At 60.9% G+C, this 14,253-nt stretch carries 14 protein-coding genes; 5 read left to right on the forward strand and 9 right to left on the reverse strand.

Translation table 11 applies throughout. The features are described from left to right. Nucleotides 1–3: 3 nt before the first annotated feature. Together ACIOYV_RS19320 and ACIOYV_RS19325 are read right to left on the reverse strand one after the other, a co-directional pair. On the reverse strand, nucleotides 4–678 hold the full coding sequence (locus ACIOYV_RS19320; RefSeq protein ID WP_401326071.1) for an anti-sigma factor domain-containing protein: 675 nt from the start codon (nucleotides 676–678) through the stop codon (nucleotides 4–6). Continuing rightward, nucleotides 675–1,349, reverse strand: a complete 675-nt coding sequence (locus ACIOYV_RS19325; protein ID WP_401326074.1) for a sigma-70 family RNA polymerase sigma factor — start codon at nucleotides 1,347–1,349, stop codon at nucleotides 675–677. The genes ACIOYV_RS19320 and ACIOYV_RS19325 overlap by 4 nt, the downstream gene beginning before the upstream one ends. 234 nt (nucleotides 1,350–1,583) lie before the next feature. Between ACIOYV_RS19325 and ACIOYV_RS19330 the strand changes: the two genes are divergently transcribed. Next, on the forward strand, nucleotides 1,584–2,141 hold the full coding sequence (locus ACIOYV_RS19330; protein ID WP_401326077.1) for a DUF2780 domain-containing protein: 558 nt from the start codon (nucleotides 1,584–1,586) through the stop codon (nucleotides 2,139–2,141). Between the two features lies 1 nt (nucleotide 2,142). On the opposite strand, the gene ACIOYV_RS19335 is transcribed toward ACIOYV_RS19330, so the two are convergent. Next, nucleotides 2,143–3,030 carry an acyltransferase gene (locus ACIOYV_RS19335; protein WP_401326080.1) on the reverse strand — a complete coding sequence of 296 codons (888 nt, stop codon included), beginning with the start codon at nucleotides 3,028–3,030 and terminating at the stop codon, nucleotides 2,143–2,145. Nucleotides 3,031–3,329: 299 nt separating this feature from the next. On the opposite strand from ACIOYV_RS19335, the gene ACIOYV_RS19340 reads away from it, so the two are divergent. From ACIOYV_RS19340 to creD, 4 genes are all read left to right on the forward strand, one after another. Next, a complete protein-coding gene (locus ACIOYV_RS19340) occupies nucleotides 3,330–3,836 on the forward strand; it encodes an ATP-dependent zinc protease (RefSeq protein ID WP_054044197.1) in 507 nt (168 codons plus the stop codon). 59 nt (nucleotides 3,837–3,895) lie between these two features. After that, the gene (gene creB, locus ACIOYV_RS19345) at nucleotides 3,896–4,576 is read left to right on the forward strand and encodes a two-component system response regulator CreB (protein WP_401326083.1); all 681 of its coding nucleotides are present in this window, start codon (nucleotides 3,896–3,898) and stop codon (nucleotides 4,574–4,576) included. Then, nucleotides 4,576–5,997: a two-component system sensor histidine kinase CreC gene (gene creC / locus ACIOYV_RS19350; RefSeq protein WP_401326086.1), complete on the forward strand. Its 1,422-nt coding sequence runs from the start codon at nucleotides 4,576–4,578 to the stop codon at nucleotides 5,995–5,997. The genes creB and creC overlap by 1 nt, the downstream gene beginning before the upstream one ends. Nucleotides 5,998–6,269: 272 nt before the next feature. Further along, entirely contained in the window at nucleotides 6,270–7,640 is a 1,371-nt protein-coding gene (gene creD / locus ACIOYV_RS19355; protein ID WP_401326088.1) for a cell envelope integrity protein CreD, read from the forward strand. Between the two features lie 192 nt (nucleotides 7,641–7,832). Here creD and ACIOYV_RS19360 read toward each other — a convergent pair whose 3' ends face one another. The 6 genes from ACIOYV_RS19360 to ACIOYV_RS19385 form a co-directional block, all read right to left on the reverse strand. Then, nucleotides 7,833–8,462: a glutathione S-transferase gene (locus tag ACIOYV_RS19360; protein WP_401326091.1), complete on the reverse strand. Its 630-nt coding sequence runs from the start codon at nucleotides 8,460–8,462 to the stop codon at nucleotides 7,833–7,835. Between the two features lie 195 nt (nucleotides 8,463–8,657). Beyond that, complete coding sequence (locus tag ACIOYV_RS19365) at nucleotides 8,658–8,837, reverse strand: hypothetical protein (RefSeq protein WP_265041311.1); 180 nt, start codon at nucleotides 8,835–8,837, stop codon at nucleotides 8,658–8,660. Beyond that, entirely contained in the window at nucleotides 8,834–9,964 is a 1,131-nt protein-coding gene (locus ACIOYV_RS19370; protein WP_401326094.1) for a PepSY-associated TM helix domain-containing protein, read from the reverse strand. The genes ACIOYV_RS19365 and ACIOYV_RS19370 overlap by 4 nt, the downstream gene beginning before the upstream one ends. A gap of 72 nt (nucleotides 9,965–10,036) precedes the next feature. After that, nucleotides 10,037–12,466 (reverse strand): TonB-dependent siderophore receptor, encoded by a 2,430-nt coding sequence (locus ACIOYV_RS19375; RefSeq protein ID WP_401326096.1) that lies wholly within the window; start codon nucleotides 12,464–12,466, stop codon nucleotides 10,037–10,039. 212 nt (nucleotides 12,467–12,678) lie between these two features. Beyond that, a complete protein-coding gene (locus ACIOYV_RS19380; RefSeq protein ID WP_401326099.1) occupies nucleotides 12,679–13,650 on the reverse strand; it encodes a FecR domain-containing protein in 972 nt (323 codons plus the stop codon). Next, entirely contained in the window at nucleotides 13,647–14,165 is a 519-nt protein-coding gene (locus ACIOYV_RS19385; RefSeq protein ID WP_054044188.1) for an RNA polymerase sigma factor, read from the reverse strand. The genes ACIOYV_RS19380 and ACIOYV_RS19385 overlap by 4 nt, the downstream gene beginning before the upstream one ends. Nucleotides 14,166–14,253: the final 88 nt, after the last annotated feature.

A 14,253-nucleotide genomic window follows, 5' to 3' on the forward strand; every position in this document is an offset into this window, starting at 1 on the left:
GAGCTACAGCGCCACCAACGCCCCTTGATACAAGACCGGCCCCGTCGGTTGCCCGGTTGGCGAGCCGCCCTTCGGCTCAAGACTCACCGCCAACGCAATCGGCTTGCCGATCAACGCCTTCTGCGCATCGCTCAATTCGACCTTGCCCTTGCCGCCACGCGGAATCACGCCGAGGGAAATCGGCTTGCCATCCGCCGGTATCGCCCACAGCTCCAGGCTTTGCTCCGGTGTGACGGCGGCCAATGTCAGCGGTTCAACGTTCAGGTAATTCTCATGCGCTTCAACTTTCAGCGCCGGCTGTGCATCGGCGCTCAGCAGGGTGGCGCTGTAGCGCGCATCATCCCGGTTGTAGAGCATGCTCAGGAACACGACCACCACCAGCGAGCACAACGCAACCGTCACCCGTATCCAGTTCCAAAATGAACGCTTCTCGGGCACATGCAGATGCTGCGGTTCGATCCGCGCAGTGATCGCTTCCCACACACGCTCCGGCACCGGCTGTTCGGGCAACGCTTCGGTCAGGCTGACGAGGCTGTCCTGCCAATGCGCCAGTTCTGCGCGTAACGCCGCGTCTTCCAGCAGCAACTGATCAAAACGTCGACGAGCGGCGGCAGGCATCAAGCCGATGGCGTAATCAGCAGCAAGGGCGCGGCGCAGGGACGGGGTTTGGTAGTTCATGATTCAAGGCACCTGCGCAGGCGCTCCATGCCACGGCGGATCCAGGATTTGACCGAACCCAGCGGCGCAGCCAGGTGTTCGGCGAGTTCAGAGCAGGACAGCCCTTGAAAGTAGGCGACGCTAATCGATTGGCGCTGCATGCCGTCGAGGCTTTCCAGGCAGCGGTTCAAGGCGCTGGCTTCGCGGGTCCGGTTCAGTAATTCGTGGGCCGAGGGGCTTTCATCCACCAGCGCCAGTTCTTCCAGATCGGTCAACGGCCGGTCGCGGTGTTTGCGCAACTGGTCAATGGCCTGGTTGCGGGTGATGTTGATCATCCACGTCAGCGGCGCCGACAGGTGTGATTCATAGCGCGAAGCGTTGTTCCAGATACGCACGAAGCTCTCCTGCAGCACCTCTTCGGCCAGGTCATGACGGCCCATGAAACGCAGGGCGACACCGTACAAGCGTGGGCCGACGCTGCGGTACAGCGTTTCGAACGCGCGGCGGTTCCCTAGTGAACACTGGGCGAGAAGCTGTCGGAGCTGATCGGTGTCGGCGGTGGCAATAACGGTTCTCCAGGCAATCAAAGGAGCGGCGGTGAGCTGCGAAGAGGTTAGTTCACGGCGCGCGGTTGTTCCTGTCCGTGTTTGATATACGTGCGTGGGGCTAGACTGGATGCAGCACGCAGGCATTCTTTTTTGATTGTGGCGAGGGGGCTTGCCCCCGTTGGGTCGTGAAGAGGCCCCGCTTTTTCGCAGACCGTATTGAACAGACTGACGACTGCTTCGCAGCCGAACGGGGGCAAGCCCCCTCGCCACAAAGCCCGCTCCCACAGGGGATTGGGAACAATCCTCCGGGTTGCCAGTCGAACGCACAGTTTTTCGCCGCCCATCGGTGGGTGGTTTATGCCTAAAGAGGTTGTCTCGATGAAGATTTCACGCGGTTTTGTACTGGCTTCGCTTATGACCCTGGCGGCCAGCCCGGTCTTCGCCGGGTTCAGCCTGGACGATGTGGCCAAAGCGGCTTCGAGCATGCAGGGCGGTAACGCCGCCACTGCCGCCGCCCCGACGCAGGAAACCGCTGGTCTGCTCGGCGCGCTGACGTCGCAGTTGAATGTAAAACCCGAGCAAGCCGTCGGTGGCACCGCTGCGATGCTGGGATTGGCCAAGAACCAACTGAGCTCCACCGACTACTCGCAACTGGCCAAAAGCGTGCCGGGCCTGGACAAGCTCTCGGGCGGTGGTCAACTGGGCGCCCTGAGCGGATTGCTCGGCTCGTCCGGTAAATCCGCAGGCCTGGAAAATGCCTTGGGCAACGTAAAGAACACCAATGACCTGAACACTGCGTTCAGCGCGTTGGGCATGGACAGCGGGATGGTCGGCCAATTCGCCCCGGTGATCCTCCAATACCTCGGCGGCCAAGGCGTTGGCGGCCCGCTGCTGGAAAGCCTGGGCGGGATCTGGGGCGCCGGTTCCGGTAGCTGATTCAGCGGCGCTCGGCGCGCAACGCGTCGATGCGCCGGTCCTTCTCGATCCAGAGCTGGTTGACCCAGTTCTGGACCGTTTCACGAAACACCGGATCGTTTTCGTAATCCCCCTGCCACAACGCCGGGTCCAGTTCACGGGTCTGGATGTCGATGATGACCTTCGGCACATTGCCGCTGATCAAATCCCAGAACCCCGGAATCTTCTGCTGCGGATACACCACCGTCACATCGAGAATGGCGTCCAGCTGTTCGCCCATCGCCGCCAACACAAACGCCACGCCGCCAGCCTTGGGCTTGAGCAGGTGGGTGAACGGTGATTGCTGCTGAGAGCTTTTAGCTGCCGTGAAACGAGTGCCTTCCAGATAATTCACCACCGTCACGGGCTGGCGCTTATACAGTTCGCACGCCGCTTTGGTGATCTCCAGATCATGCCCGGCCAATTCAGGGTTTTTCGCCAGGAACGCCTTGGTGTAGCGCTTCATGAACGGGTAATCCAGCGCCCACCAGGCCAGGCCGAGGAACGGCACCCAGATCAGTTCTTTCTTGAGGAAGAATTTGAAGAACGGCGTGCGCCGGTTCAGGGTCTGGATCAGCGCCGGGATATCGACCCAGGATTGGTGGTTGCTGATCACCAGATACGAGGTGTCGCCGCGCAGGTCGGCGCCGCCGCGAATGTCCCATTGGGTGGGGATGCACAAGCGGAAGATCAGCTTGTCGATTTCGGCCCAGGTCTCGGCAATCCACATCACCGACCACGAGGCATAGTCGCGAAAGCGTCCGGGCAGGATCAGTTTGAGCAAGGCGAACACCATCAGCGGCCCAAACAGGACCAGGGTGTTGAACAACAACAGCAGGGTAACGAAACAGCCGGTGAGCAGGCGGCGCATAAGTAACTCTTGGAAGCTTTTGGGCGCGCCATGATAAGCAGCTTCGGGCGACAGGCCAAATCGGCGGTGACGAATGTTTCACCTTTGAACCGTTATGCTCCCTGCCTGATGGAGATCCTTGTGGCGAGGGAGCTTGCTCCCGCTGGGCTGCGAAGCGGCCCCAAATATTTTATGAGCGCTGCGCACTCGAGCGGGAGCAAGCTCCCTCGCCACAAAGGTTTGCGTTGGTCCAACTATCGTTGTTTTTTGCGGTCTAGAATTTGGCCTCTGCGCCCCTATTTCCCAAGGAAGCCCATTACGTGAAATCCCTCCTTGCACTGCTGACCCTCGTGGCCCTGCCGGTCATGGCCGCCGAGCCGACCCTGTACGGGCGCTACGAATACATCGCGCTGCCGGAAATCGGCGGTGAAGTCCTCAAGGCCAAAATGGACACCGGCGCCCTGACCGCGTCTCTGTCGGCCAAGGACATCGAAATGTTCACCCGTGACGGCGACGACTGGGTGCGTTTCCGCCTCGGCACCAAGGACGCGAGCAACAAGGTCTACGAGCACAAAATCTCGCGGATCAGCAAGATCAAGACCCGCTCCGAAGAAGACGAGGATGACAAGGACGAGGCCGCCCCCACCAAGCGTCCGGTCGTCGATCTGGAACTGTGCCTGGGCAACGTCAAGCGCACGGTCGAGGTCAACCTGACCGACCGCAGCAGCTTCAATTACCCGCTGCTGATCGGCGCCAAGGCCTTGCGCGAATTCGGTGCGGCCGTGAACCCGGCACGACGCTTTACCGCGGACAAACCCGACTGCTGATTGACGGGATGAGAGGCTTGGGCCACCGTTGCGCAACTTAACTGCCGTGCTCGGACACCATGCCTCATATCCTGATAGTCGAAGACGAAGCGGCCATTGCCGACACGTTGATATTTGCCTTGCAGGGCGAAGGCTTCACCACCACTTGGGTAAGCCTCGGCGCGGCCGCGCTTGAGCATCAGCGCCAGACCCCGGCCGACCTGATCATTCTCGACATCGGCCTGCCGGACATCAGCGGCTTCGAGACCTGCAAGCAGCTGCGCCGTTTCAGCGAGGTGCCGGTGATTTTCCTCAGCGCCCGGGACGGTGAAATCGACCGCGTTGTAGGCCTGGAAATCGGCGCCGACGACTACGTGGTCAAGCCGTTCAGCCCACGGGAAGTGGCGGCGCGGGTTCGGGCGATCCTCAAGCGCATGGCGCCCCGCGCGGCACCCGAGGTGACGTCAGCGCTGTTTCGCATCGACAGCGAACGGGTGCAGATCACCTATCGCGGCCAAACCCTGAGCCTGACCCGCCACGAATTCCGCCTGCTGCAATGCCTGCTCGAACAGCCCGAACGGGTGTTCAGCCGCGAGCAATTGCTCGACGCACTGGGTGTGGCCGCCGATGCCGGTTACGAACGCAGCATCGACAGCCACATCAAGAGCGTGCGCGCCAAACTGCGGTTGGTGCAGGCCGACGCCGAACCGATCCAGACCCATCGCGGCCTAGGCTACAGCTACAGCCCGGGGCATAGCTGATGGCGTTGGGCATCCGCATCTTCCTGGTCTACGTGCTGTTCATCGGCCTGACCGGTTACTTCGTGCTCAACACCGTGATGCAGGAAATCCGTCCCGGTGTGCGCCAGTCCACCGAAGAAACCCTGGTGGACACTGCCAACCTGATGGCGGAAATCCTGCGCGACGACTTCAAGGCCGGCACTCTCAACCAGAATCACTGGCCACAACTGCTCAAGGCCTACGGCGAGCGGCAACCGAAGGCGAGCATCTGGGGCTTGCCGAAGAATCAGGTCAGCCACCGCATCTACGTCACCGACGCCAAGGGCATCGTGGTGCTGGACTCCAGCGGCATGGCGGTGGGCCAGGATTATTCGCGCTGGAACGACGTCTACCTGACCCTGCGCGGCGAATACGGCGCGCGTTCGAGCCGCAGCGATCCCAACGATGCGAGCTCCTCGGTGATGCACGTTGGCGCGCCGATTCGCGACAACGGCCAGATCATAGGCGTGGTCACTGTGGCCAAACCCAACAGCTCATTACAGCCCTACGTCGATCGCACGGAACGTCGATTATTCGCTTACGGCGCCGGGTTGATCGGCCTCGGCCTGTTGTTTGGCGCACTGCTGTCGTGGTGGCTGAGCGCGGCGTTGCGGCGATTGACCGCTTATGCTCAAGCCGTCAGCGAAGGCCGCCGGGTCGAAGTGCCGCATTATCGCGGCGGCGAGCTGGAACAACTGGCGACGGCGGTGGAGCAGATGCGCACGCAACTGGAAGGCAAGGCCTACGTCGAGCGCTACGTGCACACCCTGACCCATGAATTGAAAAGCCCGTTGGCGGCGATTCGCGGCGCAGCGGAATTGCTGCAAGGCGAGATGCCGCTGGCCCAGCAGCAGCGTTTCGTCAGCAACATCGACAGCGAAAGTGCGCGGATGCAGCAGTTGATCGAGCGGTTGCTGAATTTGGCGCAGGTCGAGCAGCGACAGGGTCTGGAAGAGCGGGTTGAAGTGCCGTTGGCTGCGTTGGTGAACGAATTACTGGACGCTCAGGCAGCGCGAATCGAAGGCAAGCAGTTGCGGGTTGAACAGACGATTGCGGCGGATCTGGCCTTGGTCGGCGAGCCGTTTTTGTTGCGTCAGGCGTTGGGCAACTTGCTGGAAAATGCCTTGGATTTCACGCCTGCCCAAGGTGTTTTGCGATTTAGCGCAGAGCGGGTTGGCGAGTGGATTGAGTTCCGATTGTTCAATCAGGCAGAGGCGATTCCCGACTATGCGCTGCCGCGGTTGAGCGAGCGGTTCTACTCGCTGCCGCGACCGGACAGTGGGCGTAAAAGTACGGGGTTGGGGCTTAACTTCGTTGAAGAGGTGTTTAAGTTGCATGGGGGTGCGATGGAAATCGGTAATGTTGAGGGCGGGGTAGAAATGACGTTGCGCCTGCCTTATTAGAGCCACCCCTCACCCCAACCCTCTCCCCAGAGGGGAGAGGGGGAAAGGGAGCCGATCTCCATCGCTCTTAAGATCTGAGTTCGACTCGGACTTTCAGGTCGATGTAGCTCCAAGAGCACATCGGTCAGTCCCCTCGCCCCTTTGGGGAGAGGGTTAGGGTGAGGGGTGGATCTACCTGCCAAAACACTTTCCACAAAGTCTCCACATTCCCCCCACAAAACCCCCACACACCAAACCCAGACTCCCCCTCATTCGAACAGGGAGAGACCCACATGAACCGCAACCTGACCATCAAACTCGGGGCAATTGCCCTGCTGATTCTGTTATTGCTGATCCCGTTGCTGATGATCAACGGCGTGATCCAGGACCGTCAGCAACTGCGCGATGGCGTGCTTGAAGACATTGCCCGCAGCTCCAGCTACAGCCAGCAACTGAGCGGGCCGCTGATGGTGGTGCCGTACCGCAAGGTGGTGCGCAGCTGGAAGCTCAACGAAAAAACCAACGAGCGTTATCAGGAAGTCGGCGAAGAGCGGGGCCGTTTGTACTTTCTGCCGGAACGCTTTGAACTGGATGGCAACGTCCAGACCGAACTGCGTTCCCGGGGCATTTATGAAGCGCGGCTGTTCCACGCCGACAACCGCATCAGCGGGCATTTCTCGATCCCTGAACAACTGGGCATCAAGGAAGACTTCGCCGACTACCAGTTCGACCAGCCATTCCTGGCCGTCGGCATCAGCGATATTCGCGGCATCGAGAACGCGCTGAAACTGGAGCTCGATGGTCAGCGCCTGGACTTCGTTCCGGGTAGCCAGGTCGGGTTTTTGGGTGAAGGCGTGCATGTGATGTTGCCGGTGCTCGATGCAAAAAAAGCCACGGAATTGGCCTTCGGTTTCGACCTGCGTTTGCAGGGCACCGGTCAGTTGCAGGTGCTGCCAGTGGGCAAGACCAGCAAGGTATCGTTCGCCGCCAATTGGCCGCACCCAAGCTTCATCGGCAACTACCTGCCGACTCAGCGTGAAGTCAGTGATCAGGGCTTTAACGCCAATTGGCAGACCTCGTTTTTCTCCACCAACCTGCAAGAAGCGTTGAGCAGTTGCGCGGCCGGCGCGGGTTGTGACGCGTTCAACGCCCGCAGCTTCGGCGTGAGCTTCATCGACCCGGTGGACCAGTACCTGAAAAGTGATCGGGCGATCAAATATGCGCTGCTGTTTATCGTCCTGACGTTCGCCGGTTTCTTCCTATTCGAAGTGCTGAAAAGCCTGGCAGTGCACCCGGTGCAATACGCGCTGGTCGGCGTGGCCCTGGCGTTCTTCTACCTGTTGCTGCTGTCGTTGTCCGAACACATTGGCTTTGCCCTGGCGTATCTGTTGTCGGCGAGTGGTTGTGTGTTGCTGATCGGTTTCTATGTCTGCCACGTGCTGCGCAGCGTGCGCCACGGCTTGAGTTTTTCGGCGGGGTTGGCGGCGTTGTACGGTTTGCTTTATGGCTTGCTGAGTGCCGAGGATTACGCGCTGTTGATGGGCTCGCTGTTGCTGTTCGGGCTGCTGGGTGTGTTCATGGTGCTGACCCGCAAACTGGACTGGTACGGGATCGGGGCGAAGACGGCCAAGCCGTTGGAGTTTGATATGGGAGCGGTGGAATGAGCCGGTCGTTGGGGTTGCGCGAGGATCAGCGCTGGAGGGAAAACCTGGTGACACGGATTGTCGAGTTCTTGCCAGTTGAACCGCGTTGGTGCCATCGCGAGCAAGCTCGCTCCCACATTGGATTGCGTGAACACACAAAACCCCTGTGGGAGCGAGCTTGCTCGCGATGAGGCCGGGTAAGTCGGCGAAGCTCTAAACCTTAGGAATCGTCGCCAACATCGAAGCCCGCTGACTCACCTCAAAAAACCACTCGGCCAGTTTCGGATTCGCTGCGCGCCAGTCCAGATCAGGATGGCGCAAGTCGAGGTAACCCAGGGCACACGCCACGCTGATCGCCGCTACATCGAAATGGCTGGTCAGCTCGGCAATCGCATCCGCCTCGAGCAATGCCAGAGCACGGCGAATTTTGTCGCGCTGGCCGTCGAGCCACTGGTCCCAGTGTTTCTCCGGGGCGCGCAGGGCTTGTTCGTAGCGAATCATCACTGCGGCGTCCATGATCCCGTCGGCCAGGGAGGCCAGGGTCAGGCGGCGCCAGCGGGCCGGACCGTCGCGCGGGATCAGCGGATTGCCGACATGCTGGTGATCGAGGTAATCGAGGATCACCCGGCTGTCATGGATCACGTTGCCATCGGCCAGGCGCAGGGCCGGGATCTTGCCCAGCGGGTTGTCTTCGCAGAGTGCCAGGTCCGGGCTGACCGGCGTTAACTGGCTGAGTTGCAGAGCCACGCGGTCGGTCTGGCCGGTCTCGTGCAACAGCACCGTGACTTTGCGAACGAAGGGCGAAGCGGGGTTGTAGAACAGGGTCATGCTCGGGGCGGACATGGCAGCGTCTCGGTCGGTGGCAGTGCGGGGCAGCATAGCGCGTTGGTTCGATAGCTCAAGACTGGAAATGTGCGCCTATCCCTTGTGGGAGCGAGCTTGCTCGCGATAGCGGCGTGTCAGTCGACATCTATGTTGAATGATGAATCGCTATCGCGAGCAAGCTCGCTCCCACAGGGAGTGAGGTATTTCTGAGGATTAGCGGCGTTGCAGCAAACCGCGCAGGGCGAGGGCGGCTGGGATGCCCAGGCCCAGCCAACTCAAGGCATCCCAAATTCCATCCCCTAGTAATGCCGAGAACAACCCGGCGGCACTCAGCAGTGCAATCACCGTCGGTGTCGCAAAGACTTTCCAGAAGTTCGACTGCCTGGGCTTCATGCCGGGTGCTCCAATTTCGCCAGCGCAGGTTTCGCCGCTCTGCGCCGCACCACCCACAAATAAACCCCGCTGCCGAGCACGATGATGGTCAGTACATCCAACGTCGCCCAGAGGATTTTCATCGGCATGCCACCGTAATCACCAAAGTGCAGCGGTTGCGACATGCCCATCGCGTCCATGTACCACGGACGCTCCGCTACGGCGGTGACCTTCAGCGTGCTGGCGTCGATCAACACCGGAGTCAGCAAGTGCGACGTCAGGTGCGTGCTGCCTTTCATGAACACCGCGTAATGGTGTTCGCTGGAGAAGCGCGTGCCGGGGAAGGCGATGAAGTCTGGCTGCATGCCCGGCGCGACTTCCTTGGCGATGTCGAGCAAACGGGTGGCGGGGGCCAGTTGTGTCAGCGGCGGCGCATCGCGGTAGGGCGCGACCATCGCGCTCAGGCTGTCGTTGCGCCACGCGGCGATCAGCAGGTCGGCGCAAGCGCTGATCACGCCAGTCACACCGACCACCAGCGCCCAGGTCAGGGTCACCACGCCAATCAGGTTGTGCAGGTCGAGCCAGCGCAGGCGGGTGGATTTGTCCTGGCGCACGGTGGCGAATTTCAACCGACGCATGAATGGCAGGTACAGCACCGTGCCCGAGATGATCGCCAGCACGAACATGATCCCCATGAACGCCAGCAGCAACTTGCCCGGCAGCCCGGCGAACATGTCCACGTGCAATCGCAACATGACCATCATCAACCCGCCATTGGCCGACGGCATCTCCAGCGCTTCGCCGGTGCGGGCGTCGAGCATAAAGGTGTGGGACGAGTTTGGTTCGGTGCCGGCGGTTTTCGCCATGATCGCGATCATGCCGTTGGGGTCTTCATCGTCGTAGCCGAAATACTGCATGACTTCGCCGGGACGATGTTTTTCCGCGGCCGTCACCAATTGCTGCAAATTCAGCTGCGGCGTATCGGCCGGCATGACCTTCAACTCGGCGGCATCGCCCAGCAGATGGTCGATCTCGTGGTGGAAGATCAACGGCAGGCCGGTCAGTGCCAGCATCAGCAGAAACACCGTGCAGATCAGGCTGGTCCAGGTGTGGATGCAGGACCAGCGGCGAATTGTTTTACTTTTCATTTCGTAGCCTTCAGAAATACCAAAGCCGTCCACGAAGGACGGCTTGGTCATAGCGCGTGTCAGGTCAGGCGATTACCACTTGTAAGTGGCGCTGGCGACGACGCTGCGTTGGTCACCGTAGTAGCAGTAGAAACTGTCGCAAGTCGAGATGTAGTCCTTGTCGAACAGGTTGGTGGCATTCAGTGCCAACGATGCGCCTTTCAGGCTGTTATCCAGACGACCCAAGTCGTAATGCACCGCTGCGTCGAACACCGTGTAGGCGTCAGCCTTGCCCAGCCAGGTGTTGCCCTGGTCGCCATAAGTGTTGCCGGTGTAGCGCGCGCCCGCACCGATGCCGAAACCATCCAGCACGCCGTTGTGCCAGGTGTAATCGGCCCACAACGAGGCTTGCTGGTTAGGCATCAGTTGCAGGCGATTGCCTTTGAAATCGCCTTTTTGCACTTCGGACTTGGCCAGGGTGTAGGCGGCGATGACTTTCAGATTGTCCGTTACGTCGGAAACCGCTTCCAGTTCCAGGCCTTTAACCTTCACTTCGCCGGTCTGGCTGGTGATCGAGACGCTGTCCGAATTGGTCGTGGTGACGGAGACGTTTTTCTGGGTCAGGTCATACACCGCAGCGGTGAGCAGAGTATTGCTGCCCGGTGGCTGGTACTTGATGCCCAGTTCCCATTGCTTGCCTTCCGTCGGCTTGAACGAATCGGTCGGCGAGGACGTGGCTTTGCTGGTGGGCTGGAACGACTCGGCGTAGGACAGGTAGGGCACGAAGCCCGAGTCGAATACATAACTGATCGCCGCGTTGCCGCTGAATTTCTTGTCCCGCTCGGTGTTGGTTGCATCGCCCTTGTTGAAGAACTTGGTGCCGGTGTGGACCCAGTCCTCACGCCCGCCGAGGGTCAGGCGCCATTGGTCGAGGGCCATCTGGTCCTGGACGTACACGCCGGTCTGGTAGGTCTTCTGGTCGTAGTCGTAGAACGCCGTCGAACGTGCCGGGCGTTCGATGGGTTGGCCATAGATCGGGTTATTGACGTTGGTGGTCAGACCGTCGCCGAAGATCGAGGTGTAGTTGTTGTTGCTGCGCTGGTGATCGAGACCGATCAGCAGGGTGTGGCGGATGTCGCCGGTGGCGAAGTCGCCCTGCAAGTTGTTGTCCACGGCGAACTGGCTGATGTCTTCGTCGACACTGGTGCTCGAGCGACCCACGTTGCCCTGGGCGTCAACCTGGGTGAACGGGTACGCACCTGGCGTCAGTGCCTGGAACGACAGGTCCGACTTGGTGTAGCGCAGGTTCTGCTTGAACTGCCAGACATCGTTGAAACGATGTTCAAAGGCGTAGCCCAGTGCGTAGTAGGTGCGGTCGTAGTATTCCCAGTCCGGGTCGCCCAGGTTTTTGTGATGGGAGATATCGCCGAGCGGCGAACGGATCTTCGTACCTTGCACCGGCAGGAACTGGCTGGTGATGCCGGTATCGTCGCGGGTGAATTGCGTCAGCAGGGTGAGCTTGGTGTCCGGGTCGATGTTCCAGGTCAGGCTGGGGGCGATGTTGTAGCGCTTGTTGTCGACGTGATCGACCTGTGTGCCGCTGTCGCGCAGGACACCGCTCAGACCGTAGAGAAACCGGCCTTCGTCATCAATCTTGCCGGTGCTGGCAAAGCTGATCTGGCGATGGTTGTCGCTGCCGTATTGCAGCTGGATTTCATGGCTCGACTCGGCGCTGGGACGGCGGCTGACCATGTCCAGCAGGCCGCCCGGCGGGGTCTGGCCGTACACCGAGGAGGCCGGGCCGCGCAGCAGGGCCAGGCGATCAAGGTTCCAGGTTTCCTGTTTCGGGTTGGAGTAGACGCCCCGGGGCAGGGGCAGGCCATCGAGGAACTGGGTCGGCTCGAAACCGCGCACTCGCAGCCAGTCGTCCCGCGTGTCACTGCCGTAACTGCTGGCGGTGATGCCGGGCATGTAGCGCACGGCGTCATCGAGGTTTTGCACACCGCGATCTTCCATTTGCTGACGGGTAGCGACAGAGATCGAACGCGGTGCTTCGACCAGTGCGGTGTCGGTCTTGGTGCCGGCAGCAGTGCGCGTGGCGACGTAGCCTTCAACTGGACTCCACGCGGTTTCAGCGTTTTCCACACCAATGACCGCGGTTTCCGGCAGCGCCATCACGCCGTCGGGCACAGCCACCAGGCTGTAGGTGCCGGTGCTGCTTTGTTCCAGTTGCAAACCGGTACCGCGCAGGGCTTCACGCAAGGCGCCGGTGGCATCGAACTGGCCGTTGACCGGGGCCGAGGTCTTGCCCGCCGCCAGGGACGGATTCAGCGACAACGCGAGACCGGACTGGCTGGCAATCTGGTTCAGGGTGCTGGCCAACGGCGCGGCCGGCAGGTTGTAGGCGCGAACGCTGGACGCCTGTTCAGCGGCGATCAGTTGGCTGCTGGCCAGAGGGGCACAGAGGGCAATGGCGACCGCCAGCAAACTGGGGCGCAACAAGGTGTCGAGCGAACGGGACATACAGAGGCTCCTGAATGGAAATATTTCTCAATTGCCTAGGTGCCGAACGAGAATGCAAAAGTGATAGGGCTGGATGAAAATAATTTTGATTCGTGATTTGTGGTGTGGCTGCTGGCCTCTTCGCGGGCAAGCCTCGCTCCTACAGGGGGAACGTATTTCTAATGTAGGAGCGAGGCTTGCCCGCGAAGGCGTCCGACCAGACACCGCAAATCTCAGGGTTTGACGTCAGCCTTCGCCACCGTCACCCACCACGGCGTGTGCTGTTCGATCTGCACCGGCAAGGTCGGCAGCAGCGCGCTCAACGCCTTGTCGGTGTCGTGCAGCGGGAAGCTGCCAGTGATCCGCAAATCGGCAATCTCCGGCGCCACGCCCAGATGCCCACGGCGGTAACGGCCGAGTTCATGCACCAAGTCTTCCAGGCGCGCGTTGTCCACGACCAGCATGCCGCGGGTCCAGGCATCGGCGCCGAGGTTGAGGGCGACGATTGGCCCCAAACCGTTGCTGCGCATCAGCACTTGCTGGCCTTCGCGCAGGATCTGTTCTTCCGGGCTCGACTCCGGATGAGCCGCCACCGCCGATTTCAACACGCTCAGCCGCGTGCCTTCGTCTTCGCGCTTGACCAGGAACCGCGTCCCCAGTGCGCGCATGCTGCCTTCGCGGGTTTCGACGATAAACGGCCGGGCATCGCCATGACCGGTTTCGACGAGGATCTCGCCTTCCTGAAGGATGATCCGCCGCTGCTTCTCATCGAAGCGCACATCCACGGCACTGTGGGTGTTGAGATTGATCACGGTGCCGTCGGCCAGGCGCAGGGTGCGTTGTTCACCGGTGGCGGTGCGCTGATCGGCCAGCCAATAGTCGATGGGCAAGTAACGATCACCGGCGAACAACGCCAAACCGATCACCGCGACAACACTGGCCAAGCCACTGCCAAGCTTGCGCACTCGCCGGCGGATGCTTTCGCGTGATTGCAGCAACGCCGTGCGGGCCGGGCCGCTGGCGACGCTGAAGCGCTGGTCGAGCATGCCCAGTTGGCGCCAGGCGCGGGCGTGTTCTTCGTGGGCAGCGTGCCATTTGGCGAATTCTTCGCGCTCGATCGGGCTGCCGGAATCCAGCGACAATTGCCAGGCAATCGCGGCGTCCAGCACCTGTGCCGACACCGGTTTGGAACTGGCCGGACTCATACCGGCTCACCGTACAGGGCGATGTAACACTGACGAATGCCCTGGGCCAGGTACTGGCGCACTCGCGGCACCGAGACCCCGAGTTTCTCGGCGATTTCGCCGTGGCTCAGGCCGTCGAGACGGTTATACAGAAACGCCGCCCGGGCCTTGGACGAGAGTTTGCCGAGCAGACGGTCGATGGCTTTTAGGTCTTCGAGGATCATTTGCTGTTCTTCCACCGACGGTTGCTCGCCTTCGGGAATCAGCATCAGTTCGGTGAGGTAGGCTTGTTCCAGCGCGGCGCGGCGGAAATAGTCGAACAGCAGACCCTTGGCGATCGCCACCAGGAATGCCCGGGGTTCGCGCGGTTCCTTGAGTTCGTCACGACCGAGGAGGCGGACAAAGGTGTCCTGGCTCAGGTCCTCGGCCCGTTGCGGACAGGCCACATTGCGGCGCAGCCAAGCCAATAGCCAACCGCGATGGTCGCGATATAACGCGCCGACGAGCTCGCTGTGGGGGCCTTGGACTGACGACACGTAGCATCACCGATTGGGAAGTGTTAACTAACGAGAATTGTTCGCGATTGTGGCAGAGGCGAGGGAGGTAAGCAATTAACGCTGGTCG

Origin of the sequence: Pseudomonas sp. NPDC087342 (assembly GCF_044744265.1) — a bacterium.
Classification (GTDB): Bacteria; Pseudomonadota; Gammaproteobacteria; order Pseudomonadales; family Pseudomonadaceae; genus Aquipseudomonas; species Aquipseudomonas nunensis.

What these genes read in the sequence shown, in the direction of transcription:
- ACIOYV_RS19330 (WP_401326077.1), top strand. Translation starts at nt 1,584, where the DNA reads ATGAAGATTTCACGCGGTTTTGTACTGGCTTCGCTTATGACCCTGGCG.
- ACIOYV_RS19320 (WP_401326071.1), bottom strand. Translation starts at nt 678, where the DNA reads ATGAACTACCAAACCCCGTCCCTGCGCCGCGCCCTTGCTGCTGATTAC.
- ACIOYV_RS19375 (WP_401326096.1), bottom strand. Translation starts at nt 12,466, where the DNA reads ATGTCCCGTTCGCTCGACACCTTGTTGCGCCCCAGTTTGCTGGCGGTC.
- ACIOYV_RS19380 (WP_401326099.1), bottom strand. Translation starts at nt 13,650, where the DNA reads ATGAGTCCGGCCAGTTCCAAACCGGTGTCGGCACAGGTGCTGGACGCC.
- creD (WP_401326088.1), top strand. Translation starts at nt 6,270, where the DNA reads ATGAACCGCAACCTGACCATCAAACTCGGGGCAATTGCCCTGCTGATT.
- ACIOYV_RS19335 (WP_401326080.1), bottom strand. Translation starts at nt 3,030, where the DNA reads ATGCGCCGCCTGCTCACCGGCTGTTTCGTTACCCTGCTGTTGTTGTTC.
- ACIOYV_RS19325 (WP_401326074.1), bottom strand. Translation starts at nt 1,349, where the DNA reads ATGCCTGCGTGCTGCATCCAGTCTAGCCCCACGCACGTATATCAAACA.
- creB (WP_401326083.1), top strand. Translation starts at nt 3,896, where the DNA reads ATGCCTCATATCCTGATAGTCGAAGACGAAGCGGCCATTGCCGACACG.
- ACIOYV_RS19370 (WP_401326094.1), bottom strand. Translation starts at nt 9,964, where the DNA reads ATGAAAAGTAAAACAATTCGCCGCTGGTCCTGCATCCACACCTGGACC.
- ACIOYV_RS19365 (WP_265041311.1), bottom strand. Translation starts at nt 8,837, where the DNA reads ATGAAGCCCAGGCAGTCGAACTTCTGGAAAGTCTTTGCGACACCGACG.
- creC (WP_401326086.1), top strand. Translation starts at nt 4,576, where the DNA reads ATGGCGTTGGGCATCCGCATCTTCCTGGTCTACGTGCTGTTCATCGGC.
- ACIOYV_RS19360 (WP_401326091.1), bottom strand. Translation starts at nt 8,462, where the DNA reads ATGTCCGCCCCGAGCATGACCCTGTTCTACAACCCCGCTTCGCCCTTC.